22 protein-coding genes, 3 tRNA genes and 1 riboswitch are annotated in these 24,452 nt (G+C 41.0%); of the genes, 19 read left to right on the forward strand and 6 right to left on the reverse strand.

Annotation, left to right across the window (positions count from 1 at the left end):
• Positions 1-29 precede the first annotated feature (29 nt).
• The 6 genes from HGJ98_RS15940 to HGJ98_RS15965 all read left to right on the forward strand — a co-directional run bounded on the left by HGJ98_RS15940 (position 30) and on the right by HGJ98_RS15965 (position 4,607).
• Positions 30-1,799, forward strand: coding sequence for a methyl-accepting chemotaxis protein (locus HGJ98_RS15940; RefSeq protein ID WP_291352581.1), 1,770 nt, complete (start codon positions 30-32; stop codon positions 1,797-1,799).
• A gap of 257 nt (positions 1,800-2,056) precedes the next feature.
• Positions 2,057-2,132 (forward strand) — tRNA-Glu (locus HGJ98_RS15945).
• 11 nt (positions 2,133-2,143) lie between these two features.
• A tRNA-Phe gene (locus HGJ98_RS15950) sits at positions 2,144-2,219 on the forward strand.
• A gap of 269 nt (positions 2,220-2,488) precedes the next feature.
• Positions 2,489-3,172, forward strand: a complete 684-nt coding sequence (locus tag HGJ98_RS15955) for a PhoH family protein (protein ID WP_291352582.1) — start codon at positions 2,489-2,491, stop codon at positions 3,170-3,172.
• A gap of 158 nt (positions 3,173-3,330) precedes the next feature.
• A tRNA-Gly gene (locus HGJ98_RS15960) sits at positions 3,331-3,405 on the forward strand.
• Between the two features lie 176 nt (positions 3,406-3,581).
• Positions 3,582-4,607, forward strand: a complete 1,026-nt coding sequence (locus HGJ98_RS15965) for a DUF5667 domain-containing protein (RefSeq protein WP_291352583.1) — start codon at positions 3,582-3,584, stop codon at positions 4,605-4,607.
• Between the two features lie 56 nt (positions 4,608-4,663).
• Here HGJ98_RS15965 and HGJ98_RS15970 read toward each other — a convergent pair whose 3' ends face one another.
• The 3 genes from HGJ98_RS15970 to HGJ98_RS15980 form a co-directional block, all read right to left on the reverse strand.
• Complete coding sequence (locus HGJ98_RS15970; protein WP_291352584.1) at positions 4,664-5,374, reverse strand: DUF421 domain-containing protein; 711 nt, start codon at positions 5,372-5,374, stop codon at positions 4,664-4,666.
• A gap of 210 nt (positions 5,375-5,584) precedes the next feature.
• Positions 5,585-6,847 (reverse strand): Nramp family divalent metal transporter, encoded by a 1,263-nt coding sequence (locus tag HGJ98_RS15975; RefSeq protein WP_291352585.1) that lies wholly within the window; start codon positions 6,845-6,847, stop codon positions 5,585-5,587.
• Entirely contained in the window at positions 6,844-8,142 is a 1,299-nt protein-coding gene (locus tag HGJ98_RS15980; protein WP_291352586.1) for a CBS domain-containing protein, read from the reverse strand. Before HGJ98_RS15980 ends, HGJ98_RS15975 begins: the two co-directional genes overlap by 4 nt.
• A 189-nt stretch (positions 8,143-8,331) precedes the next feature.
• A riboswitch (M-box (ykoK) riboswitch) is annotated at positions 8,332-8,497 on the reverse strand.
• A gap of 211 nt (positions 8,498-8,708) precedes the next feature.
• Here HGJ98_RS15980 and scfA point away from each other — a divergent pair.
• The 6 genes from scfA (at position 8,709) to HGJ98_RS16010 (ending at position 15,221) form a co-directional block, all read left to right on the forward strand.
• The gene (gene scfA, locus HGJ98_RS15985; RefSeq protein ID WP_007787631.1) at positions 8,709-8,849 is read left to right on the forward strand and encodes a six-cysteine ranthipeptide SCIFF; all 141 of its coding nucleotides are present in this window, start codon (positions 8,709-8,711) and stop codon (positions 8,847-8,849) included.
• A gap of 101 nt (positions 8,850-8,950) precedes the next feature.
• Positions 8,951-10,438: a thioether cross-link-forming SCIFF peptide maturase gene (scfB, locus tag HGJ98_RS15990; protein WP_291352590.1), complete on the forward strand. Its 1,488-nt coding sequence runs from the start codon at positions 8,951-8,953 to the stop codon at positions 10,436-10,438.
• A 74-nt stretch (positions 10,439-10,512) separates the two neighbouring features.
• Entirely contained in the window at positions 10,513-11,178 is a 666-nt protein-coding gene (locus HGJ98_RS15995) for a hypothetical protein (RefSeq protein ID WP_291352592.1), read from the forward strand.
• Positions 11,179-11,225: 47 nt separating this feature from the next.
• Entirely contained in the window at positions 11,226-12,035 is an 810-nt protein-coding gene (locus tag HGJ98_RS16000; RefSeq protein WP_291352594.1) for an MBL fold metallo-hydrolase, read from the forward strand.
• A gap of 20 nt (positions 12,036-12,055) precedes the next feature.
• Positions 12,056-13,201 carry a trypsin-like peptidase domain-containing protein gene (locus HGJ98_RS16005; RefSeq protein WP_291352596.1) on the forward strand — a complete coding sequence of 382 codons (1,146 nt, stop codon included), beginning with the start codon at positions 12,056-12,058 and terminating at the stop codon, positions 13,199-13,201.
• Positions 13,202-13,565: 364 nt separating this feature from the next.
• On the forward strand, positions 13,566-15,221 hold the full coding sequence (locus HGJ98_RS16010; protein ID WP_291352598.1) for a glutamine--tRNA ligase/YqeY domain fusion protein: 1,656 nt from the start codon (positions 13,566-13,568) through the stop codon (positions 15,219-15,221).
• Positions 15,222-15,398: 177 nt separating this feature from the next.
• On the opposite strand, the gene HGJ98_RS16015 is transcribed toward HGJ98_RS16010, so the two are convergent.
• Complete coding sequence (locus tag HGJ98_RS16015; protein WP_291352600.1) at positions 15,399-16,502, reverse strand: hypothetical protein; 1,104 nt, start codon at positions 16,500-16,502, stop codon at positions 15,399-15,401.
• A 391-nt stretch (positions 16,503-16,893) separates the two neighbouring features.
• Here HGJ98_RS16015 and HGJ98_RS16020 point away from each other — a divergent pair, with 391 nt between their 5' ends.
• Positions 16,894-17,568: an NlpC/P60 family protein gene (locus HGJ98_RS16020; RefSeq protein ID WP_291352602.1), complete on the forward strand. Its 675-nt coding sequence runs from the start codon at positions 16,894-16,896 to the stop codon at positions 17,566-17,568.
• Between the two features lie 87 nt (positions 17,569-17,655).
• On the opposite strand, the gene ybaK is transcribed toward HGJ98_RS16020, so the two are convergent.
• Positions 17,656-18,141, reverse strand: coding sequence for a Cys-tRNA(Pro) deacylase (gene ybaK, locus HGJ98_RS16025; RefSeq protein ID WP_291352604.1), 486 nt, complete (start codon positions 18,139-18,141; stop codon positions 17,656-17,658).
• Between the two features lie 228 nt (positions 18,142-18,369).
• On the opposite strand from ybaK, the gene HGJ98_RS16030 reads away from it, so the two are divergent.
• Complete coding sequence (locus HGJ98_RS16030) at positions 18,370-19,509, forward strand: glycosyltransferase (RefSeq protein WP_291352606.1); 1,140 nt, start codon at positions 18,370-18,372, stop codon at positions 19,507-19,509.
• Positions 19,510-19,553: 44 nt separating this feature from the next.
• On the opposite strand, the gene HGJ98_RS16035 is transcribed toward HGJ98_RS16030, so the two are convergent.
• A complete protein-coding gene (locus HGJ98_RS16035; RefSeq protein ID WP_291352692.1) occupies positions 19,554-20,429 on the reverse strand; it encodes a radical SAM protein in 876 nt (291 codons plus the stop codon).
• Between the two features lie 327 nt (positions 20,430-20,756).
• On the opposite strand from HGJ98_RS16035, the gene HGJ98_RS16040 reads away from it, so the two are divergent.
• The 5 genes from HGJ98_RS16040 (at position 20,757) to sleB (ending at position 24,450) form a co-directional block, all read left to right on the forward strand.
• Positions 20,757-21,326, forward strand: a complete 570-nt coding sequence (locus HGJ98_RS16040) for a DUF1836 domain-containing protein (RefSeq protein WP_291352608.1) — start codon at positions 20,757-20,759, stop codon at positions 21,324-21,326.
• A gap of 50 nt (positions 21,327-21,376) precedes the next feature.
• Positions 21,377-21,865 carry an NfeD family protein gene (locus HGJ98_RS16045; protein WP_291352610.1) on the forward strand — a complete coding sequence of 163 codons (489 nt, stop codon included), beginning with the start codon at positions 21,377-21,379 and terminating at the stop codon, positions 21,863-21,865.
• Between the two features lie 174 nt (positions 21,866-22,039).
• Positions 22,040-23,038 (forward strand): flotillin-like protein FloA, encoded by a 999-nt coding sequence (gene floA / locus HGJ98_RS16050; protein ID WP_291352612.1) that lies wholly within the window; start codon positions 22,040-22,042, stop codon positions 23,036-23,038.
• An 8-nt stretch (positions 23,039-23,046) separates the two neighbouring features.
• On the forward strand, positions 23,047-23,565 hold the full coding sequence (locus HGJ98_RS16055) for a hypothetical protein (protein ID WP_291352614.1): 519 nt from the start codon (positions 23,047-23,049) through the stop codon (positions 23,563-23,565).
• A gap of 192 nt (positions 23,566-23,757) precedes the next feature.
• Positions 23,758-24,450, forward strand: a complete 693-nt coding sequence (gene sleB / locus HGJ98_RS16060) for a spore cortex-lytic enzyme (protein ID WP_291352616.1) — start codon at positions 23,758-23,760, stop codon at positions 24,448-24,450.
• The last annotated feature ends 2 nt before the right edge of the window (positions 24,451-24,452 follow it).

Below are 24,452 nucleotides of genomic sequence, written 5' to 3' on the forward strand. Positions count from 1 at the left end.
AAGTAGTTAGAAAAGGGGACATGGAAAAAATGACAAAAATAAAGTACCGCATTATACTTTTGTTAGTGGCCACGGCACTTATTATGGGTTCTATTCTCGGAGGCTATAATATTTATAATGTAAGGGTAACGGAGCAAACCAACGTTGAACAATATAGAGAAACTTTATATGAACAATTTGATCGGACTATTAAACTCCAGGTTCAGACTGCCCATAGTTTAGTTAAGGATATCTATGAAAGTCAGCAAAGAGGAGAAATAACTCCCGATGAAGCTAAAAAGAAAGCCGCTGATTTAGTGAGAAATTTGCGCTTTGACAACGGGAACTACTTTTGGATTGATACCACAGAGGGGATGAATGTTGTTCTTCTTGGGAGAGAAGCTTCAGAGGGTAAGTCTCGCTATAATGCTGTGGACAGCGAAGGTATATTATTTGTCCAGGAGTTCATTGCTAATGGAACTAAAGTAGATGGCGGCTATACAGATTATTCATTTGCTAAACCAAACGAGACAGAACCGTTACCTAAGAGGAGTTATACGTTATTATTCCAACCTTATAATTGGGTGATTGGGACGGGAAACTGGGTCGATGACATCGATAAACTAGTATCAGAGAAGCAACATGAATATCACGAAAAGGGTATACGCAGTATTTTCTATACTTTGGTATCTATCTTAGGGGCCTTGGGAATAGCTTTGGTATTAGGAACTATTTTAAGTAAAAGGATTTCCGATCAGATTGTTGCATTAGCGAGGAATGCAGAGGAAATAGCAAAAGGCAATTTAAAAGTAGGAAGCCTTAATAACAAATCGAAGGATGAATTAGGTCAACTTAGCAGGGCGTTTGAAACAATGACGAGAAATCTAATTCAACTTGTTGAACATGTGTCATCTTCTTCAAAGCAAGTTGCTGCCTCATCACAACAATTAAGTGCTGGGGCAGAACAATCAGCCCAAGCTTCTTATCAAGTAGCAGCAGCTATATCCGAAGTCTCCCTGGGTGCAGAAAAACAATTAAGTGCAGTTAATGAAACATCTGCCAGTGTCGAGCAGATGTCGGCAGGAATACAACATATGATGGAAAATGCTAAAGTAGTTGTTAAATCCTCGGAGAAAACCGCCTTTTCTGCATCAGAGGGAAGCCAGGCGATTGAGAAAACAATTCAACAAATGATTAATATTGAAAAAACGGTCATAGGATCCGCAGATGTGGTTATGAACTTGGGAGAACGTTCTAAAGAAATTGGGCAAATTGTAGATACCATTTCAGGTATAGCGGCTCAGACGAACCTACTTGCCTTGAATGCTGCGATTGAGGCTGCACGAGCAGGTGAGCAAGGCAGAGGTTTCGCCGTTGTAGCAGATGAGGTTCGTAAATTGGCTGAACAATCTCAGGAAGCTTCAAAGCAAATAGCCTCATTGATTAGTGGTATTCAACAAGACACACAAAAGGCTGTCTTATCAATAAATGAGGGGACACACCAAGTTAAACTCGGGACAGCAGTAGCTGAGACCGCCGGCCTAGCTTTTGGTGAAATAACGACCTTAGTTAAGCAGGTTTCCTCTCAGATTGAAGAAATCTCGGAGGAGATTCAACAAATGGCAGTGGGCAGCGAAAGAATAGTCTCATCAGTTACGAATATCTATGAGACGAGTCGAGAAATCACTGGCCAGACCCAAACCGTGTCTGCTGCGACGGAGGAACAGTCTGCATCAGTCGAGGAAATTTCTTCTTCAAGTCAGGTTTTGGCTAAGATGGCGGAGGAATTGGAAGAAACCTTAAAGAAATTTAATATTTAAAAATACTGTAGTAAATGGGATAGGAGTTAACCAGCTTTCTATCCCATTTAGGTACTAATTCTAGTAAGATTTAGCACGTAAATAGTTATTCTAAACTACAAATGCACAACAAATCAATAGTCGAATTAACAAGAAAATATTATTTTAATGACATTTAAGTATTGACATAGATAGAAACATAGTGTAAAATTCATATTTGTGAGTGTCTTTTAAATATATACGTTAATTAAGTTGATTTTTAAGCAGCCTACTCACATGGCCCGTTGGTCAAGCGGTCTAAGACACCGCCCTTTCACGGCGGTTACACGGGTTCGAATCCCGTACGGGTCACCATTATTGTTTTTGCCTCGGTAGCTCAGTCGGTAGAGCAGAGGACTGAAAATCCTCGTGTCGGCGGTTCGATTCCGTCCTGAGGCACCATTTAACTATTAGCCAATATAAACAATTACGAATATCTATAAATTAGGTCTAAAGGTTCTGTGTATTTCCTCTGAAGGAAAATCAGAACTTTTTTTGTCGTAGCAATTAAAACCGTGCAGCTTTAAAGGACCATAATAGACAAGAATGCTAATTTAAAATTTTGAGATACTAAAAGCATTAAATTTCTATTCAATTAAAATAAGGTATGGGTAATATATTAATTATGTTTTAGTGGTAAACAAATAATTGTAAACAAGGTTGGTGATACTATGCCATTACCTGAGAATAACTTATTATTTGGATTTGCACCAAGACTTACGCCAGAACAACGTGAATATGTTGATGCGATCTTTGATTATCAATTAGTCATGGTCAATGCCAAAGCTGGGACTGGAAAGACTACCCTTGCGGTTGCTTGTGCTAAGCTATTTAAGCAACCTTTAACCTATATTTTTAATCCCGTTCAAGAATCAGCTATGGGGTTCAGACCTGGCACTCAATCCGAGAAGGAAAGCATTTATCATCAGCCTTTGATAGATGCTCTCTTAGAGATTAATGAGAACCCGGCCCAATGTGTATACAATGAAGAAGCACTGGTCAATGAGGCTATTCGTAGGAAGGTAAGCATGAAACGGGTGATGGACAGCATTTGGTGTTACCCCAAAACCCCCTTATTTCTTCGAGGAACTAATCTTAAGGATATGACAATTATTATTGATGAGTGTCAAAACTTTTCTGTCCAAGAACTTAGAAAAATCTTCACGCGTGTACACGATTCCTGTAAAGTGATCTGCATTGGGCATTCAGGACAGATTGACATCCCTGTTGCAAAAAGTGGTTTTGTACCGTATATGGAACACTTTAAGAGTCAACCCTATTGCAAAATCCTAACACTTACAAAGAACTTCCGTGGAGAACTTGCGAACTGGGCAGACTCCTTTCAGAGCATCTAAACTAGTGCACACTTCAACTAGCGTTGAACGTCGGTATAAAAGACTGGAATTATACAGTATGAGTTGACATATTTAAGTGTAGAGCTTATAATTTTCTTTGTTGGGAAAAGAGCTTGATGGTATTAAAAGCTTTAAATAACCACCAAGCCATAAAATAAGCGGACGTGGCTCAGCGGTAGAGCATTGGCTTCCCAAGCCGAGGATCGCGAGTTCGAATCTCGTCGTCCGCTCCATACAGTAATAGCAACGGGTTCAGAGTTTCCTATAGAGGAATTCTGAACCCGTTTTTTGCGTAGGCCGAGGAAGGATGATTTAAACTAGAAATATATGCTTTCTTGCTTATTGCACCCTCCTAAACATAATAATCCAATCGAATGAATTAGTAGAACATTTTAAGGAGGACTATTTAATGAGAAAAAAGATTGCGACAATGACATTAGCTATTTTTTTAACCGGAGTTACTGGTAATGTGTATGCAAACAGTGATGTTACTACAAGTTCTAATTCCGTAACAAGTAATGATGGAGTACTAACAACGGTCGTAAGTTTGAAAGAAATTGAAGACTCAGCCGGTGTACTACCAGATTCCAATTTTTATAGCTTAGAACGCAAAATTGAAGAGCTTCAGATTGCAATTACACAAAGTGAGGAAAAACTAGCAAAACTTATGTCACAATTTGCAACTGAAAGAGCTGCTGAGGCAGTTATTATGGCTAACGAAGGTGAAGTCGAGCTTGTTAGTATAGCAACAGATGAATATGTTAAAATGCTAGCCTCTGCAACCGCACATATAAACAACGCAATTAAAGCGAAGGATGAAGCCGTACAGACTGTTGAGAATCTGAATGAATCGTTCAAAAGAAGTGAAGAAATCTTACAGACGATTCTTGATAAGGTTCCAGAAGAGGCTAAGGATGCAATTGAAAATGCCTTAAATAACCAAGATAAAGAGATTGCGGCAGTTAATGGTTTCTATGCGGCTAAAGATGCTTTTTTTGCAGTCAAAAAGGAGTTTGAGAAGGCTAAACAAGAGCTTGAAGTTGCTAAAAAAACAGGGGATGCAGAAGCAATTAAAAACGCTGAACAAAAAGTAGAAGAAGCAGAAGCTTTAAAAAATGAACTTGAGGAACTAAAGGACGCTGCAGATTCCTCAAAAGAAGAAGTAAAGAATCTTGTTGAGCAAGCCGAAAAACGAATTGAATCCGGTTTTAAACAGGTTGAAAAGTCAAACGAGACGATAGAAAAAGTAGAAGAAAAAGCTTCGGAAGAGTTAAAACGGCAAGAAGAAAAGTCTACAGAAGCATTGAAGAAGGCTGAAGAGAAAGCCAGAGAAGAAGCTAAAAAGGCTGAAGAAAAAATTCAAGAAGAAGCTAAAAAGGCTGAAGAAAAAGCCAGAGAAGAACTAAAAAAGGCCGAGGAAAAAAATCGGGAATAAGCATAAAATTCTTAAACAGAAGCGGGTCTGTAGATTAAATAGCTACTGGCCCGTTTTTAGCCTCTATTGACGTCAAATGAAGAATCAAATTGATCGTGACCTATAACATGTAAACCGTCCTCCTCCCTCCATTCAGCAAAGAAGATGTTCTCTAGATTATCATAGCCTTGTTGTTTAAGTTTGGTCATAAGCCAAGACTCATTTTTGCCAATGCTTTGCAATACAGGATTTAGTATTTTACCATCACTCACAAGAAGCTTTGGTAGGGATTTGCTATTTAAGGGAATATTTAAATCTTTAACTGTTGGTGTATCAAATTCTGGTTTTCGTAAGATACTTAAGGAGCCGTTGGGTTCGAGTACAGCATATTCGACTTCTCGAACTGAAAAAACATTCTTATCTCTTAATAATGTCAGAAGCTCATTAATGTTTGTCCGATTTTTTTTAAGGGCTTGCGGATCAATGATCCCTTTTTGAATAACTAAGGAGGGTTTACCTTCGAAAAGGTTTCTAAGTGAAATGGACTTTTGCCCTATAATTTGTACAGTAAAGATTAGGAGACCCCAAAGGGCAATAGCATAAATAAGTTTTACAATCCCAGTATCGTCATCATAAATGGCGTTTCCTAGAAGCTCACCCATAATTAATGCCGAGATAAAATCAAAAGCAGTAAGTTGTGTGATTTGGGTTTTGCCTAAAAACCTTGTAACAAGTAATAGACTAAAAAACCCTACAATTAGTTCGATCGATAACTGTCCGAACCCCATAAAGACCCCTCCTTTGTATACTCCTATAGGTAGATTAAACGATCTAGTGAGGAATATACATGTGAATCAACAAAGCCAATATGGAATCTGAAGTTTCTCCTTCATTGATAAGCAGAAATGCCCTGCAAGGCTGCAGGGCATTTCTTGAACCATTATTTTAACATATACTTATTGCATCTAATTTCCCTAGAAACCAAAATCCCAAAAACTTTAAAAGCCTAAAGCCCCAAAAACACTAGTGATAAACTCAGGAAATAGTGTTGATAGAAGTAAGAGCAGGGAAAGTAACACTAGGATACAAGTAAACGTCCAGGATATAACATTGAAAAACTTCGAATTAACATACTCCCCCATGATACTTTTCTTACTGGCGATTAGTACCATAAAGATGAGAATTGGGGGCAAAAGGATTCCATTCACGACTTGAGTTGTCAACATGACGTGGTATAAGGATAATCCGGGCCATAAAACGATTGCTGCTCCTAGGACGATAAGAACCGTATATAAACTGAAGAACACAGGGGCCTCTTTATGAGATTTGCTAATTCCATGTTCAAAGCCGAAGGCTTCACAAACGGCATAGGCGGTACTTAGTGGAAGTACAAAAGCCGCTAACATAGATGCACCAAGTAATCCAAAACCAAAAAGTAAACTAGCATATTCACCAGCCAAGGGTTTTAAGGCAAGAGCCACATCCTTAGCTGTTTCAATGGGAATATTATTCGCGAAAAGCGTAGCTGCAGTGGATACGATAATGAAGAAAGCAATGAATCCGGTAAAAAAAGTCCCGATCAAAACGTCCCAACGTGTGTAGCGATAATCTTGGGCTGTGATTCCCTTATCGACGACGGAAGATTGAACATAGAACTGTCCCCAGGGAGTAATGGTAGTTCCGATGACACCAACCACCATTAAGAGAAAGGCTGGGGTGCCCAAAATAGTGGGCGTAATGGATTCGACAAACACTTGAGGCCAGGGTGGCTTGACCATAATGCCGGAGATGACATAACTAAAAAAGGTCAAGCAGAGAAACAGCAGGATTTTTTCCATTTTGGCATAGTCAGTTTTGATAACAAGCCACCAGATGATAAAAGCCATAATCGGTACTGATATATATTTACTTACACCAAAAATCTCAAAACTCGTTGCAATTCCCGAAAACTCTGAAGCTGTCGTTCCTAGATTGGCAATCATAAGGACACTCATAGCGAAGAAAGCCCATTTTACTCCGTAATTTTCTCGAATCAAGTCAGATAGCCCCCGGCCAGTTACTGCACCAGTACGAGCAGAGATTTCTTGGGCGATGGCCAGAAGCACAGTGCTAATGAGCATAGTGAAGATAAGCGAATAACCATATTTAGCTCCTGCCGCAGCGTAAGTAGCAATTCCTCCAGCATCATTATCCGCAAAGGCAGTGACCATTCCCGGTCCCATAATGGCAAAGAACAGGGTAAAACGTGCTTTTAGGTTCATTCATTATGCCCTCCTTTTGCTTTGCGTCGGTGAGCAATTAAGGTGGAATAAATTTCCACGCGAGGGCGATCCGGCATCAATAATTCTAATACATCATCAACTGTGATAATTCCTAAAATTTGATCTTGAGGATTCACGACGGGAACTGCAAGTAAACCATATTTATGAATGAGATCGGCGACCTTTTCGTGATCGTCATAAGGAGAGATCTTCACAATTTTTTTGTGCATTAAATCTTTTAGGGTAGTATCAGGAGAAGCAATAATTAGTTCTCGTAGAGAAAGAACCCCTTCTAGTGTTTCTTGTTCATCGACTACATAAAGATAATAAATTGTTTCTGCTTCGGGAGCCAGCCGCCTTAATTCATTAATAGCTTGTTCAGCCGTCATCCAAATTGGCAAGCCGATATATTCCGTTGTCATAAGTGAACCGGCGGTATTTTCCTCATATTGCATTAATTCACGAACATCTTCGGCGTCATCAGACTCCATTAAACTGAGGAGTTCTTCTGACTTTTGCGAGGACAATTCACTGAGAATATCTGCCGCTTCATCTGGGGGCATCTCCTCTAAGATATCTGAAGCTCGTTCCTCGTCCATTTGAGTGATCACTTCAACTTGCGTATCCAATTCCATCTCAGCCAAAGCATCAATCGCTTGTTGAGAATCAAGGGCGTTGAGGAAGTTCGCACGCTGTTTGTAATCCATGTCTTCAATAAGATCAGCAATATCTGCAGGATGAAGCTGACGAAGCTGTTCTTTTTCTCGAGTAAGCTGGAGAGCGGAGGTTCGATTTTCTAAAGGTTTAATATATTGACAACCCACAAACTTATTCTCAATCCGAGTTAATAAAAACTCAACCCCTAAGCGGCGGAATAAACCCCGGACACCGATATCCACAGCCACTAGAACGATATATCGTTGATCTTCATGGGATACCCAAGACAAAGAGATATCGTTCACACGTACTAATCTTGAGCCTTCTAAGTCAATTATTTGTTTATCTAACAGCCATTTGCCAATAAATGTTTCATCCTCATGGAGAGGGCAGATATCTTGAGGATCAAACCCGGTGTTTAGGCGCATCCCGCCATAATCCCAAGAGGCGACTAGTTTGATGGGAATTAAGTCATGAACCCCTTTAGAATATCGAATCCCTGTAACATGAGGAGAGACACTGTCCCAACGGATGGCCATGTCTAGTATTCGTCCAATCCGACGTCCGTTAGCATCTCTGATAGGCTTATTTAGCAATTGGCTGAAATAAAATTCTCCTAGAACTTTTAAGTCATTCATCTAATTCCCTCCTTTTAAGAACGGAGTCTGGCGCCTATTGTTAATTGGCTCAGTCCTGAGTTGATATCTATAATATTTCCCGAATGATAAGGGCCAGAATCCATAAACCCACCTCCTTACTGTTTAAAACTATTGGGAAAAAAATAAAAAGACCTCTATAGCAAAATAGAAGGTCTACAAACGAATGTTTGACCTCCCTACTCGTTGAGCTTTAGCACTGCATGGCGTAGAGTATTCTCAGCCACCTTAAGTAAGACCTTATGTCGGCAATACCTGTTCTACCCAATTGGCGTCTCTCGACATTTCTGGGCAGTGGCCTATGTCTATGCAGGAGCCTCACCTAACAGAGATTAGTTTTCTTTAGACACTTTATTATATGTATAATCTAGCAAATTCGTCAACATTTTATGCAAATAATTGATACTCTGGATTTACAGATTATTTTAGGATATGATACCCTAAGAAAAGGCTATTTGCTGAAGGTTGGGCTTTGCCTTTCCTCTTGCCTATATGATATAATCGATGAGTAAATTAGATACGGATAGTTTCGAGAGGAGGGTGTTTGGATGGCAAAACACATTCAGACAATTGTGAAAGCAAATTTAAGTGCTACTGTGAAAACTGGTGGGTGTGGCAAGTGCCAGACCTCTTGTCAATCTGCTTGTAAGACGTCTTGCACGGTTGGAAATCAAGTGTGTGTTAAATAAGGCCGCTGGCTTAATTCAACATAGGATCTCAGAACCCACCCCTCATAGCGGGGCGGGTTCTGTTTCTGTTTACTTAGAAAAAGAGAGGATCTGGATTGTGAATGTTAGATTTATTGTATTTTGAGAAATATCCCTTAAAGAAAAATGTCCATAGTTATCGTCAAGGGGATCTATCGATTGCCCATGATGTTAACTCCGGATCCTTACATGTCCTCGATGAGGGGACCTATAATGTCCTTAAGGCAATTGAAGAATTGCAAGAGTTGTCAGGGAGTATTAGCATAGCCGGAATTACCCAGGTTCTCAGGCAAACAGGCAAAACAGAACTGGGAGAAGAACTCACTGAAATTCTAGAAGAGCTGGAGGAACTCCGTAAAGAAGGAACACTTTTTACGGCGGAGACGGAAGGTATTCAGCCGACTTATCCAGCAAAGCCTATTGTTAAGGCGATATGCCTTCATGTTGCTCACGACTGCAATCTGCGCTGCGAGTATTGCTTTGCAGGAACAGGTGCTTTTGGGGGAAGTAGAACAATGATGGATTTAGAGACAGGTAAAAAGGGGATCGACTTTGTTTTAGAATCATCTGGACATAGAAATCATTGTGAAGTCGATTTCTTTGGAGGAGAACCCCTGCTTAATTTTAGATTGGTTAAGGATTTGGTTGAATACGGTAGGAAGGCCGGGGCAGAGCGAGGTAAAACCATCAAATTCACACTGACCACCAATGGGGTATTACTGAATGATAAAATCCAAGAATTTCTTGAACAAGAAGATATAAGCGTGGTTTTGAGCTTGGATGGCCGCCCGGAAGTACATGATCGAATGAGACCTTATGCAGATGGTCGAGGAAGTTATGCCAAAGTTACTCCGTTGATTAAACAGTTTGCTACCCAACGACCGGAAAGCTCGCCTTATGCTCTAGGAACCTATTACTATGTGCGGGGGACCTATACACATTTTAATTTGGATTTTGACCAGGATGTTTTGCACATGGCGGATTTAGGAATCAAACAAATATCCGTGGAACCTGTTGTAGCGGGACCTAAGGATGCTTATGCCTTTCAAGAGGGAGATCTCGATAAAATACGCGAAGCCTATGATCGCCTCGGCGAGGAGTTGATATTACGCCGTGGGCAAGGACGAGATTTTAATTTCTTCCATTTCAATGTTGCTTTAGATCAAGGCCCCTGCATGGTGAAACGACTTTCAGGATGTGGGGCTGGTCACGAGTATGTGGCAATTTCACCCGAGGGAGATCTATATCCCTGTCACCAGTTTGTTGGTCAGGAGACCTATAAGCTTGGGTCACTCTACGATGAAACCCCACTTCAATTAAAGGAAGAACTAGTAAAGGACTTTCGTTCCGCCCATGTCTACGCGAAGCCGTCATGCCGAGAGTGTTGGGCACGCTTTGCCTGTAGTGGAGGATGTCATGCTGCCAACGTTTCCTTTACCCAGAACCTGACAGAGGTTTACACATTAGGATGTGAGCTTCAAAAAAAGCGTTTGGAAGTAGCACTTTACGTAAAAATCAAAGAACTTATGTCCTGGGCGTGTCAGGGGGACGGTCCTTTTGACACACTTTAAGATTTTAGGTTTGACGGGTAGAAAAGACATGGTACAATGTTATTTGGGATTAAATGGTCAAGGGGGAGAACTGTTTGAATAAAAAATCGCAACGTATTTTTGCGGGTGTACTTGCTGTTTTTGTTAGTGTTGCTATGGTTGGTTCGGCATTTATCGGTTACTTTATGGGGGGGGATACACCTTCGGCTAACCCGGGAGCTTATAATACGGCCAACGCTGAAGCAGAATACCAAGACCAAAAGGCGCGAATAGACGCCATGGTTCAGCAAGCTAAAGCAGACCCTGATAATGTTCAATTACAAACGGCGCTCGGAAATGAATACTATGATGCTGCAATAAATGCTCAAGTAGTAGCGCCTAACGAGATGCAAGAAAACTTTAAAAAAGCTGTTGAGGTATACCAACAGGTTTTGAAAACAAATAACGATCCAAATATTATGGTGGATATGGCGACATCTGCTTTTTATAGTGGAGACTACGATTTAGCAGAAAAGAGCTATAATGAGGCCATAGTCCTTAAGCCTGATTTCATAAATGCCCTGTTCAACTACGGTATTTTCCTTTCTCAAGCAAAGCAAGATTGGGCTGGAGCTCTTAATCAGTGGCAGAAGGCTCTGCCTCTGGCACGGAATGATCAAGAAAAAGAGGAAATCCAAGCGATGATTAATATGGCTCAAAGCCAACTCCAAGCTAAAACGACAGATGGTGTGTCAAACCCTAATTTGAAAAATGGCGAGTAACGTTAGGTGTTTTGAGTTCATTGCTGTTTAGAAGGGAGGGAAAATAATTGCATTTTACAACCTTGGCGAGTGGAAGTTCCGGCAACGCAATTCTTGTTGGGGAAGATAACCGACACTTACTTGTAGATTGTGGAATTAGTGGTAAGAGTCTATTGCATAACCTTTCCCAGGTCAACCTGTTGGACTCGGAAATTGAAGGGATTGTAGTTACCCATGAACATGTAGATCACATTCGTGGAGTGGGAATACTAGCCAGGAAGTTAAAAATACCAATTTACGCTACGGCGGGGCTCTGGAAGGCAATGGGTCCTTCCCTGGGAAAGCTTGCAGAAAATCAGCGCATAGAAGTTCAAGAGTCTTTTTCTTGTGCAGGCCTTAATGTTTTGCTCTATCCTACATCTCATGATAGTCGAGAAAGCTACGGACTAAAGGTTTCACGTCCCAGGCAAAAGGATAGAAGAGACTTAGCAATCGGGATTGCCACTGACAGTGGCATGATAACTGAAGAAATGCACCGACATCTGCAGGGGTGCGATGCCCTTGTCGTAGAGGCCAATTATGATAAAGACCGATTACAGAATGGGCCTTATCCCGCCTATCTAAAACGGCGAATCAGCGGGAAATATGGTCATTTAGAAAATAAGCAGTTGGCAGAAGGGCTTATCGAATGGATTAAAGAAAATACGCAACGTGTCATATTAGCCCATCTAAGTAAAGAAAATAATACTCCGGAAATCGCTTTGTCTACGGTTCTTGGTATTCTTAGAAACTCAAAGAGGGCTAAAGAGTACGCTGATGTTCATGTTGCTGTCGCTCCGCGTCATTCCCCGCATGAATTGATGATGTTAATGGAATAATAGGCTGAGGAGGTTTAGTTATGGACTACTATAAGGATCATAATTATTCTAGCAGAGGGCGTGGCTTTTTTTCTACCCTTGTAATTGCTTTAATCAGTGCAGTTCTAGGTGGAATTATTGCCGTGGCATTGGTTCCATCGGTGTACGGGAATAAGCAGGTGACACCCACCAACCAAGTCATTTTAAATGAAGGACCAACCACCCCATCGATTCAAACAGACGGAGCTAATTTCCCAGTCCCTCAGATTGCAAAAACTACTGGGCCAGCCGTTGTCGGGATTGCTAATTTTCAATCACGAGGGGCCTTTTTCGGAGGAAGTAGTTTTACTGAAGTAGGTAGCGGCTCGGGTTTTATCATTGATGCTAAAAATGGCTACATTGTCACCAATAATCATGTGATTGCTGGTGCAGAAAAACTCATTGTAAGTCTGGCCGATGGCCGTAATCTTGATGCAAGACTTGTCGGCGGAGATGAACGTACGGACTTAGCAGTGGTTCGAATTACAGATACAAAGGACCTAGTAGCTACACAGCTGGGGGATTCTTCAAAAATACAAGTCGGTGAACCGGTGGTAGCCATTGGGAACCCTGGAGGACAAGAATTTGCTCGCTCTGTGACTACGGGTGTTGTTTCTGCAACCAATCGTATTTTGAATATTCCCGGCGAAGCAAGTTTTAACCTCATTCAAACTGATGCTGCTATCAATCCTGGAAACAGCGGGGGGCCACTTGTAAATTACCAAGGGCAAGTGATCGGGATAAATTCCGCAAAAAATCAAGAACCAGGATTTGAAGGTATGGGTTTTGCTATTCCTATTACGGATGCCTTACCCACCATTAAACAGTTAATAGAAAAAGGGTATGCCAGTCATCCTGGGCTTAATGTCCAAATTGATCCTAGATATACAGCTGAATATGCTAGTCAACGAGGATGGCCGGAAGGAGCTTATGTTTCCAAAGTCACTCCCGGCGGGCCGGCTGAAAAGGCGGGAATCCGGGCCGGGGATGTTTTGACAAAGATTAATGGCATAGCAATCAAGAGTTCTTTGGAATTAACCCATCAGTTATTGAAACATAAGCCGGGAGATACGGTTACTGTAACATATTACCGTGATAACAAAACCACGGATGTTTCATTAGTGCTTACGGAAATCAAGTCTCAATAAAAGACATCAGTTAAGGATATATAAGATCAAGCCTGTAACTTAGTTTAATTTTATCAGACTAAAGTTACAGGCTTTATAAGTATTTAAGTTGCTATTATTAGGAAACTAATTATTTTTATGCCTGAAAGCAGCGTATCGAAGTGTAGCTGCCTTTGAACCCTTTACAGGCCCGATTGAAGTAAGCCATCTATCCTTTCGTTATAAAAGAAGAGGGTCCTATGGTTTTTAAGATAATAGGAAGATTAATCATATTTCTTAAAAGTTTAGAAGGTAAAGTTGAACTCTCGCCATGAATGCAGTATTATTGAGGGTAGGGGTAAAAATGGCAAAATCAGGATTATCTAGTGAGAAAGGTTGATAACGGATGGAAAACAAATCCTCCTCGAATTTTCTTAAGAATATTGTTAACGAGGATTTAAAATTAGGTAAGGTGGATCATATTATCACACGTTTCCCACCGGAACCTAACGGCTATTTACATATTGGGCATGCAAAGTCCATCATTTTGAATTTTGAATTAGCGGATGAATTTAAGGGTAAGACCCATCTGCGCTTTGATGATACCAATCCAGTGAAAGAGGATACGGAATATGTAGAATCAATTAAGGAAGATGTATCTTGGCTTGGATATGAATGGGATAATTTGTTTTTTGCCTCGGATTATTTTGAGGAAATGTACGAACGGGCAGTTTTGCTGATTAAAAAGGGCAAGGCCTACGTTTGTGATTCTACAGCCGAGGAAATTCGTCGGATGCGTGGATCACTCACAGAGGTAGGACAAAAAAGCCCTTACCGGGATCGGTCTGTTGAAGAAAACTTAGCGTTATTTGAACGTATGCGTCAAGGGGAATTCAAAGATGGGCAAAAGGTCTTACGTGCCAAGATAGACATGGCTTCACCAAACATTAATATGAGGGACCCTGTTCTTTACAGGATTGCACATGCCACCCATCATAATACAGGAGACAAATGGTGTATCTACCCCATGTATGATTTTGCTCATCCGTTAGAAGATGCTATTGAAGGTGTTACGCATTCCATTTGTACGTTGGAATTTGAAGATCATCGTCCCTTGTATGATTGGGTCATTCGAGAGTGTGAAATGGAGAATGTACCCCATCAATATGAATTTGCCCGTTTAAATATTACAAATATGGTTATGAGTAAGCGCAAGCTAAAGCAACTGGTCGACGAGAAAGTCGTGGATGGTTGGGATGATCCTCGAATGCCTACCATTTCGGGACTTCGACGCAGAGGTTATACTGCAGAGGCGATTCGTAATTTCGCTCGTGAAATCGGGGTGGCTAAAGCGGATAGTGTTGTCGACAGCAAGATGCTGGAGCATTTTATTAGAGAAGACTTAAAGCTTAAGGCACCAAGGACTATGGCCGTTCTTGATCCGCTTAAGGTCCTTATTACTAATTACCCAGAAGATCAAGTAGAGATGTTAGAGGCTGAAAATAACCCGGAGAATCCGGAAATGGGGAATCGGCAAATTCCCTTTTCGCGCGAGATTTATATTGAGCAAGACGATTTTATGGAGAATCCACCTCCTAAGTATCATAGGCTTTTCCCAGGGAATGAAGTTCGTTTAAAAAACGCGTATTTTATTAAATGCAATAGTATCGTCAAGGATGAGAGCGGCAAGGTCATCGAGTTGCACTGTACCTATGACCCAGAGACCAAGAGTGGATCAGGTTTTACGGGAAGAAAGGTCAAAGGGACAATTCACTGGGTAGATGCATCGCAAGCTGTACCTGCGGAATTTAGATTATACGAACCTTTGATTTTAGATCAAGATGAAGAGGATGAGACCTCATTTTTAGACCACATTAATCCTAAGTCCTTTGAGATCGTTCAAGGTTTTGTGGAACCAAATATTGAAAGTTCAAAGCCTCAGGACAAATTCCAATTCTTTAGACATGGCTACTTTAATGTAGATCCCTTAAGCACCAAACAGAAAAAACTCATTTTTAACAGAATTGTATCTTTGAAAAGTTCCTTTCAATTACCAAAATGAGTTGGTCCAATAAAAGGGAAGAATTAACTCATTAATTAGATTGTTGGATCAAACTATTATCAATACTCTTTTAAATACTAAATCAGAGTAGAGGCCGGGGCTATTCCCGTCTTCTACTCTGATTGTCGTTTCTAATGTATAAAGGTCGACATTCTTAACGTAACTCAATATTAAATCTCAAGAATCCTGCATGGTTTGCACTAAATTATTTCTTAAGTGAACGACAAAATCTTGAACATTTGTTACCAAAGTGGTTACCTCTAAGGAGCCTCTGTCTCTAAGTTTATTAACAGCAAATTCGGCTATGTCGACACAGTAAATATAAACGGGGCGAATCTCACCGTTTTTTTGAGTGTAAGCTGGCGTCATATTTCCTGAGGCAATGGTATGTAGCTGGGTAGCAAGACATATGAGGGTAGTGGCTTGACGAGTGTGCTTGCGCATTTCATCTTGGGCATGATAGACATCAGCAATAACAGGTGGCAATGGTCCATCGTCACGAATCGAGCCAGCAAGCACCAAAGGCACATTATTTGTAATGGCAGAATACACAACACCTTCGTCAATAGCTTCCTTCTCGATAAGTCCCTTTAGGGAACCCGCTTCCCTGGCTTTATTTATTAAGTCTAGATGGTGATAGTGAGCATTTGGTGGAGATTGCTGATTATAAGTATTTTGGCCCAGAGCGGTTCCAAACAGAGCAGCTTCTAGGTCATGGGTTGCCATGGCATTTCCTGCAAGGATTGCGTGAGCATAACCCTTCGAGATTAAAGTGGAGAGGGCTTGCCTAGAATCATAATCAAAGACAACCGCTGGACCCAAGACCCAGACGATATAGCCATGATCCTTTTCATACTTTAGGAGTTCATAGAGGTCATTATAGTCCATAGAATAGGCTGTTTCCCTGGAACGGCCGGAGCGAAAAGCAAATAAATCCTTATTTGTGTCATTTGATCGAAAGCCATCAGCATATACATAGATCCCCTCATGACCGTCTTCCCTTCGACCGACTATTACTTTATCTCCAACGTTCAGATTTCTAAATTCAACAACATGGACGGACCCGTCTGTTCTTAGTACGGGTACACCATCCATCCGGCTTTCAGTGGCTAGAATCCAATCTCCATTGATTTTGAAGTACTCTGGATAGATGGAGAGGGCATGATAATGCTCTGGTGCGACTCCTGGTTTTTTAACGACAATAACCTGAGCATCTGGTGAAGATAGAAAAGGTTCTTGGTCAAAGTTAGGTTGCTTATAGTCTGGAAACTGAAATGTCAAATCCGTCGTCCTCCTTATAAAGTTTCGCTTATTTTGCCCAAATAAGCGCTTAACTTACGTAGGGGCTAAAAAGAGTTGACTATTTATAATTGTTATGGTGCAAAGGGAATATCTATTGAGCCAAGCCAATTATGGAGATATCTATAGTTGGGAAAAGCATGCTAAAGTATGGTTAATTTGAATAGAAAATAGCCGGTTTCAATGTAATTTCCCCATTTCACTTATTTAAAGAGATAAAATTACCTATAACCATTAGTGGAAAAAAATAGCTTAGTTGTTACATTTTTAGAATAGACGCCTGTCCCATGCTTATTGATAATAGAGGTAGTTGATTTCTACTAAGAAAGATCTAATTGAGACGGGTTAAATTTCATTTTGGAGGAGGAAAAGAATGAAAAACAAATTGTTCCTTGTACTTTTTTTAATTTGCCTCATGCTTTCGTTGCCTACTACTGCCCAGGCATCCCTGGGTGATGTTCTACTCAAGGTAGGATCTAGAGGAGCAGATGTTGTAGAGTTACAGACAAAGCTTAATACTTTAGGCTATAGCGTTGGAAAAGCTGATGGGATTTTTGGCAATATGACTAAACAGGGAGTAATGAATTATCAAAAAGCCTATGGTCTGGCTGTGGATGGTCTTGTTGGTCCTATGACAGTTAAGTCCCTCAATGCAGTTTACTTACAAAATCAGTCCCAGAAGAGGATTTCAGACATTTTGAACACTGCAAAACAATATCTGGGTGTTAGATATCAATGGGGAGGATCTACACCACAAACAGGTTTTGATTGCTCAGGATTTGTTGCTTATGTATTTCAGCAGAATGGAATCACCTTGCCAAGGATCTCACGTGATCAATATACTGTAGGAACCCCAGTTTCCTTTGAAAATCTACAACCAGGAGATTTAGTATTTTTCTCGTTTAATGGAAATGGGGTAGTAGATCATGATGGTATCTATCTCGGCGGGGGACAATTTATTAATGCGTCGTCCTCTAAAGGAGTTACCATTTATTCCATCGGACCTTACTGGAAATCTGTTTATGTTGGAGCTCGTAGAGTAATATAAAGATTATTTTGGGGTGCCTGAAGGCGCCCCTTTTTTGTACTAAAGGCTTGGCGCCACCCCGAAGAGTTTGTGCTTGCCCCTGCGCTGTCAACCCTCTGAGCTTGTAGAAATGTTGCCTAGCTGTGCCCTGGTTACCGAAATTAAATCCTTGGGGCTTAAGAAGAGCTGAAGCCCTCGTAAACCAGCGCTTACAGCGACCTTTTCTTGATTCATTATGGCTTGGTCGAAGAAGACTGGATAACTTTTCTTCATGCCAATGGGGGAAACACCACCCCGAATATAACCTGTTAGGGGTTGAACTTCCTTAAGGGAGACAATCTCTACTTTTTTATTTCCACTAAGTGAAGCCAATCCTTTAAGATGAAGTTCATGGTCTCCTTGGATACAAGCGACAATTACCCCTGTTTTGTCGCCACGGGCAACTAATGTTTTATACACTTGTTCAATGGCTAAGCCAAATTTTTGAGCAACGGTTACAGCAGACAAATCTGATTCATCAACAGGGTAATTCTTTAATTCATAGGGTATTCTAGCCTTATCTAGAATACGCGCTGCGTTTGTTTTTTGAGACATTTTTCTGCTCCTCCGAACGTGATAGATAGTATCAATGTTGGGCTCTTCATCGAAGATCTAGGTTCAACGGATCTAAATAGTTAATTTATGGGAGTTATATGTTGTATGTAGTTATTATCTTCTTTTCTTTTAAGAAAGATATCCCTATAATAGAAGTTATAACCTTGAAAGCTTGTCTATTGTCCGGCAAAGTTTTGAGGTTGTTTTGAGAGGGAGGTAAAAACAGCTTTGAAACATTTAAAGGTTCTGGTATTCTCCGCATCGTTTGGAAACGGACATTTGCGGGCGGCAGAAGCTGTTATAGAAGAGATACGTATTCAGGAACCATCTGCAGAAATTATCCACCTTGATTTTGGAGATTTCTTAAATAAACCGATTAACTCCATAATTAGAAATGTTTATGGAGAAATTATAAATCATATCCCAAAACTCTGGGGGAGATTTTATTATAAAACATCCATGGTTCAGCCTCAATCCATCAGTCAACGTTTTTTAAATAAATTAGGAAGCACTAAATTTCTTAGTTATATTCAAGACCTTAAGCCTGATTTTATCGTCTGTACATATCCCACGGTTTCTTCAGTGTTAGCTCAATTAAGACAGGAAAAGGTTCTGCAGGTTCCTGTGATTACGATAATCACGGATTATACGGTCCATAGTCATTGGGTTCATCCGAATGTTGATCGTTATATTGTAGCTTGTACAGAGGTTAAGAATAGCTTATTGGCTTGGGGAATCGAGAGGACCCGTATTGATGTGACAGGGATACCGGTGAGCTTGAAATTTGAAAAAGTCCTAAATCGTGATTATATTCTTTCTAAACTTGGCCTGAAGGCTGATTTACCTACCTATTTAGTAATGGGGGGATCATACGGAGTTTTAAAAAGCGCAAATAGAATCTGCAAGAAACTTGCAGATTCTACAGTGCCAGTCCAGTCAATTATCGTGTGTGGAAAAAATCAAAAATTATATCATTCCTTAAAAGCTGTAATTACTCAGGCTCGTAACCCAATGATTAGGTTAAAGTATGTTCATAATGTTGAGGAATTGATGACGGTTTCCGATTTAATAATCACGAAAGCAGGAGGCTTAACAGTCTCTGAGGCCCTTACAAAGAACTTGCCTCTACTTATCTACAAGCCGATACCCGGTCAAGAAGAGGAGAATGCGCATTTTGTGCATAATTTAGGTGCCGGAATTGTCGCTCACACTGAAGCGGAATTAAGTCAGCTTATTAACCACTTTTTAAGAAATCCTGAGGAGATTGAGACAATGCGAAGTAAAGCAGCTGGTGCCTTACCCGGCCGTTCTACTGAACGTGCAGTGGCGGGTATGCTTCAATTAGTTCGTGCAAGAAGGCTTGGTTAGCATAGCCTTTAACCGCTTACCCCTGGTTTTGTTTTAAAGTGTTGCTAGAGTCCTCTCCAATAATCTGGGCGAAGCCGCTCCAGGGTTTGATTATCTATCACGCTATCTAGAGTCTGCAAAAGTGCATTTCGATCTTGAGGAAGAGTGGCCCTTAAGGGTAAGTAATTAGAGGCATGGTTGCTCCGAAAAACACAGTTTGATACCTTAAGTTCGCTGAGAAGAGTTCGAAGTTCACTTAAGGATTCGAAAGGGGTAAGAATCTGAAACGACCCATTTTTAATAGCCTTAGTCAAAGGAGCTTCAGGTTCTAACATTAAGGTTAGAGCCCCTAAGTATTCGGGGTCTATCTTACTGATAACTTGGGCAGTATCAGTAGCATGCTCGTGTGAATGGGCTTTTCCTCCGAGGCCGATAATAACAGTGCAAGATAGAGTCAAGCCGCTGGACTTGACCTTTTGTCCAGCTTCTATCATTTCCAGGGCACTGACGCCTTTACAAACGGAGCTTAAAATTCCTTCATTGCCACTTTCAACTCCCAGATAAACAATTGTCAGCCCATGGGTCTTTAGCTCAGCTAACTCTTCTGGGCTCTTGGCAAGAATATCTTTGGGTCCTCCATAAATTCCTACGCGTTTAAGACGGGGAAACTTTTTATAAAGTTGATCAAGAATCTCAATTAACAAAGAGTTATCAACTGCGATGGCATCTCCATCTGCTAAAAAGATTCGTTCAGCATCCGAGTCCTGAGCTTGTGCTATAGCAATTATTTCATGAATTTCAGTGCGGGATTTAATCCGAAAGGATTTATCTTTATACATGGTGCAGAAAGTACAAGCGTTGTGCCGGCATCCTACAGTGATTTGTAAGATAATGCTTTTAGCCTCACTCGGGGGGCGAAAAATTTTCCCTTCATAAAACACTTTACCAACTCCCAACTGTTTAGGTTCATTCAATCTTTGTTCTACAAGAAAGAAGTAAGTACCTGCCTGAAATTCTAAAAGTTTAATTATTAAATAGGGTGATAGGGGAAGGGTTTTTGACAGGAGATCCTAGACCCTGCCACCCTCTTAGTTTTTATTGGTGTGATAACTGTAAAAGTTTCGAACAAGATCTTGACAAGTGATCATAATGATCATATAATATGATTATAAATATTACATACATGGTTATATGCCTTAGAGTAAACAATAGAAACAATAAAATAACTATCCAAAAATATATTCACATTAACTTAAGCAGGTGTAATTATGAGTTTGAAGCATTTACAAATGATTCGCAATGTAATAAACGAATTTGAACCTAAGCAAAAAGTGCTTCCTTATTTAGAGTTAGATTCTATGATGCTCGCCCAGGTAATTGAAGTGGCAAAACAGGTTAGTCAGAACGATATCAATCCCACCCACGTACAGAATTGGGTTCGACGTAAGTATTTGCCTCATCCCCAGAAAAAAAAATATAGCCATGAACAAGTAGCCAATATCCTTCTCATTAATGATTTGCGCGATATCCTATCTCTAGAAGAGGTTTCGCATTTGTTAGGGTATGTCAACGAAAGTTTTTTGGACACATCAGATGACCGAATTGATCCTGCTAAGCTTTATCGTTATTATAGTCAAATCTTCGATGAGTCTCAGATGAATTGGGAGAAATCCCTTCAAGAGCTTGAAAAGGAAATTGAAGAAACGCTTATTGACGATGAGATGGTCGAAGAGGATCGGGAAAAGGTTGCCAGTACCCTCGTTATTCTTAATTTATTGGCAAAAGCCAATTTATATAAACAGGTTGCTAAGCGGTTTCTAAACCGTCTAGAGACTTAGAAGTAAACTATAAAAGTAAGTCATACAGCTTAAGGAAGGAGGAGAGGGTAGTGTCGCAGGGTATTATCATCATGTTAATTCTGACAGGAATTGCTCTGTTGGCCATTGAAGTGTTCGTCATCCCCGGCTTTGGAGTGAGTGGAATTCTAGGGATGGCTTCCTTAGTGACCGGAATCTTTTTAGTAACAGATTCATTGTTAGAGGGGCTGATTTACACTGCCGGGTCGCTTATTGTTTTGAGTATTATCATTTATTTGAGTTTTCGTTTGCCCAGGACCCGAAGGCTATGGAAGAAGTTCTCTCTAAGCACTCGGCAAACCTCTAAGGAAGGATATGTAGCACCTAAACCTCAATATGAGAAATATTTGGGGCAGGTAGGAATTTCTCTTACTCAATTACGCCCAGCCGGAACAGGTAATTTCGATGGCGTACATTTAGATGTGGTTACGGAAGGAGGGTTTATTGGAATCGGGACCCCAATCAAAATTATTGGGGTTGAGGGAACCCGGATTATCGTTAGGGAATCAAGTGATTCTTAGCTTCAGATGGAATTTGCCTAAGAGGAATTCTTACTCCAACTGAAGCTTAGAAGAACTTATCCAGGGACGTAGCAGCCGTTATCACCCACTTATAGAAGATGGGAGTCTTACGGCTGGTAGTCATCGGAGAAAAAAATATTAGGAGGTGAAGCTCGGTCTTAACCGAGTAGTTCAATGAATCCATTATTTGTAACGCTTGCTCTATTTTTCTTTGGTTTTGTATTCTTAAGTGTGCTTCTTACCTTTATTCCTGTAGGTCTATGGATATCAGCCTTGGCAGCAGGGGTTAATGTTGGGATCTTTACGTTAGTTGGTATGAGATTACGTCGAGTGGTTCCATCGAAAATTGTAAATCCGCTGATTAAAGCGCATAAAGCTGGTTTGTCAATTACAACAAATCAACTTGAAGCCCACTATTTAGCGGGGGGAAATGTTGATAGAGTTGTCAATGCCTTAATTGCTGCGGAACGTGCGGCAATTCCGCTTCAGTTTGAACGCGCTGCGGCTATCGATCTAGCAGGTCGAGATGTCCTTGAAGCAGTTCAAATGTCGGTTAATCCAAAGGTTATTGAAACCCCCACGGTTTCTGCTGTGGCACAAAACGGAATTGAGCTAAAAGTAAGCGCTAAGGTAACAGTTCGGGCTAATATCGATCGACTTGTCGGTGGTGCTGGAGAAGAAACAATTATTGCCCGGGTTGGAGAAGGAATTGTAACTAGTATCGGTTCTTCTACATCACATAAAGACGTGTTAGAGAAACCAGATTCCATTTCTCGTACAGTGTTAGACAAAGGATTAGATGCGGGGACTGCCTTTGAAATTTTATCCATCGACATAGCCGACGTAGAAGTTGGGAAAAACATCGGGGCAGAGCTACAGATGGACCAAGCTGAAGCAGATAAGCGCATTGCTCAAGCTAAGGCAGAAGAGCGACGAGCCATGGCCGTTGCTAAAGAGCAGGAAATGAGAGCCTCGGTTGAACAGATGCGGGCAAAGGTTGTTGAAGCGGAAGCAGAAGTTCCAAGAGCTATGGCTGAAGCCTTACGTGAGGGTAAACTGGGTGTTATGGATTATTACAATATGCAAAATATTATCTCGGACACCCAAATGAGGGAAAACATTGCCCAGACGGGTAAAAAAGAATCAGGCAGTGATGGCCAAACGAAGAAGTAGGTGAGATCATGTCTGTCTTCACAGTTGTAATTATCATTTGGGTTATTTACCAGTTGGGGATATCCCTTATTAAGAAGGGTAAGCAACAAGCACCGAGAAGATTCTCTGACCCACTTAATTTACCGGATCTCCGATCAATCAGAGAGACTTTGCAGGAAACTCCCCAAGGCTCATGGCGTGAACAAATTCAACAGGCATTGAATAGTTCGAGACAGGCAGAAGAGGCGGAACCCTTAAAGTCAATTCCTCAGAGGGGTTTTACGGAAGATTACCTGCAGAAGGAAGGGGCTCAAGGGACGGAAGTAAATCTAGGGGTTAACGAAGTTAATACCTACCGCAAAATGGATGAGGTAGAAGAATATCGTGACTCCGAAGGAGATTTCAGTCAGAGGATTGCTGGAGCAGCGCAAGAAGATAACAAGTTCAAATTGGCTATGACAGAAAAAGAACTTGTTCGAGGAGTTGTTTGGGCAGAGATTCTAGGAAAACCAAGAGCCATGAGTCCTTTCAGAGGTCCACGCCACTAAAGGATAGTTTTGCGGATAAGCATATTTGTTAAATATGCTTATCCGTTTTTGTCTGGGGTGACTAAGTAATCGCCATGGGGTTTGTAGAACTCTGTGGCCTTTTTATTTTTTTCTGGACTTATTAGGGAATGTTGGATAATTTCTTAAAACTTTTGCCACACTAAAGACGATTAAACAAAGTGAGGTGAGGGTATGAAAGTACACGCTAGACCTTGGGCGACTGTTATCGCCATCGGATTATTACTCAGCATAGCTCTGTCTGGATTTGCTTATGCAGCATTAGGAGACCGTTTGCTAGGCAGAGGGAGTAAGGGGCCTGAAGTAACTGAGTTACAGAAAAGACTGGTCCAGTTGGGTTATGTCTTAGGCCCTGTCGATGGAAAGTTCGGATCAAAAACTGAGGCGGCGATTCGACGCTTTCAAAAGGAACACGGGCTTAGAGTAGATGGGTTGGCCGGAACACAAACCATCAAAGAGCTAAAACGTCTTACAGGGCAGAGTACAAATGCTTCAGGAAAGGCTGTTGGTTATAAAAATATCGACAAAAACCTACTAGCTCGCGCTGTGAATGCAGAGGCAAGGGGAGAACCCTACATTGGGCAAGTTGCTGTAGCTGCAGTTATCCTAAACCGGATTGCTGATCCGGCATTCCCCAAAACTGTTGCAGATATTGTCTATCAACCGAGAGCCTTTTCAAGTGTTGATGATGGGCAAATTAATCTACCTCCTTCAGCGTCCTCAATTCGTGCTGCCCAAGAAGCAATAAATGGTTCAGACCCCTCTGGTGGAGCAGTCTTCTTTTTTAATCCCGCGAAGACATCAAACAAATATATTTGGTCACGCCCACAGATTAAGCAAATCGGAAATCATATGTTTACGAAGTAGGG

Origin of the sequence: Desulfosporosinus sp. (assembly GCF_014237355.1) — a bacterium.
Classification (GTDB): domain Bacteria; phylum Bacillota; class Desulfitobacteriia; order Desulfitobacteriales; family Desulfitobacteriaceae; genus Desulfosporosinus.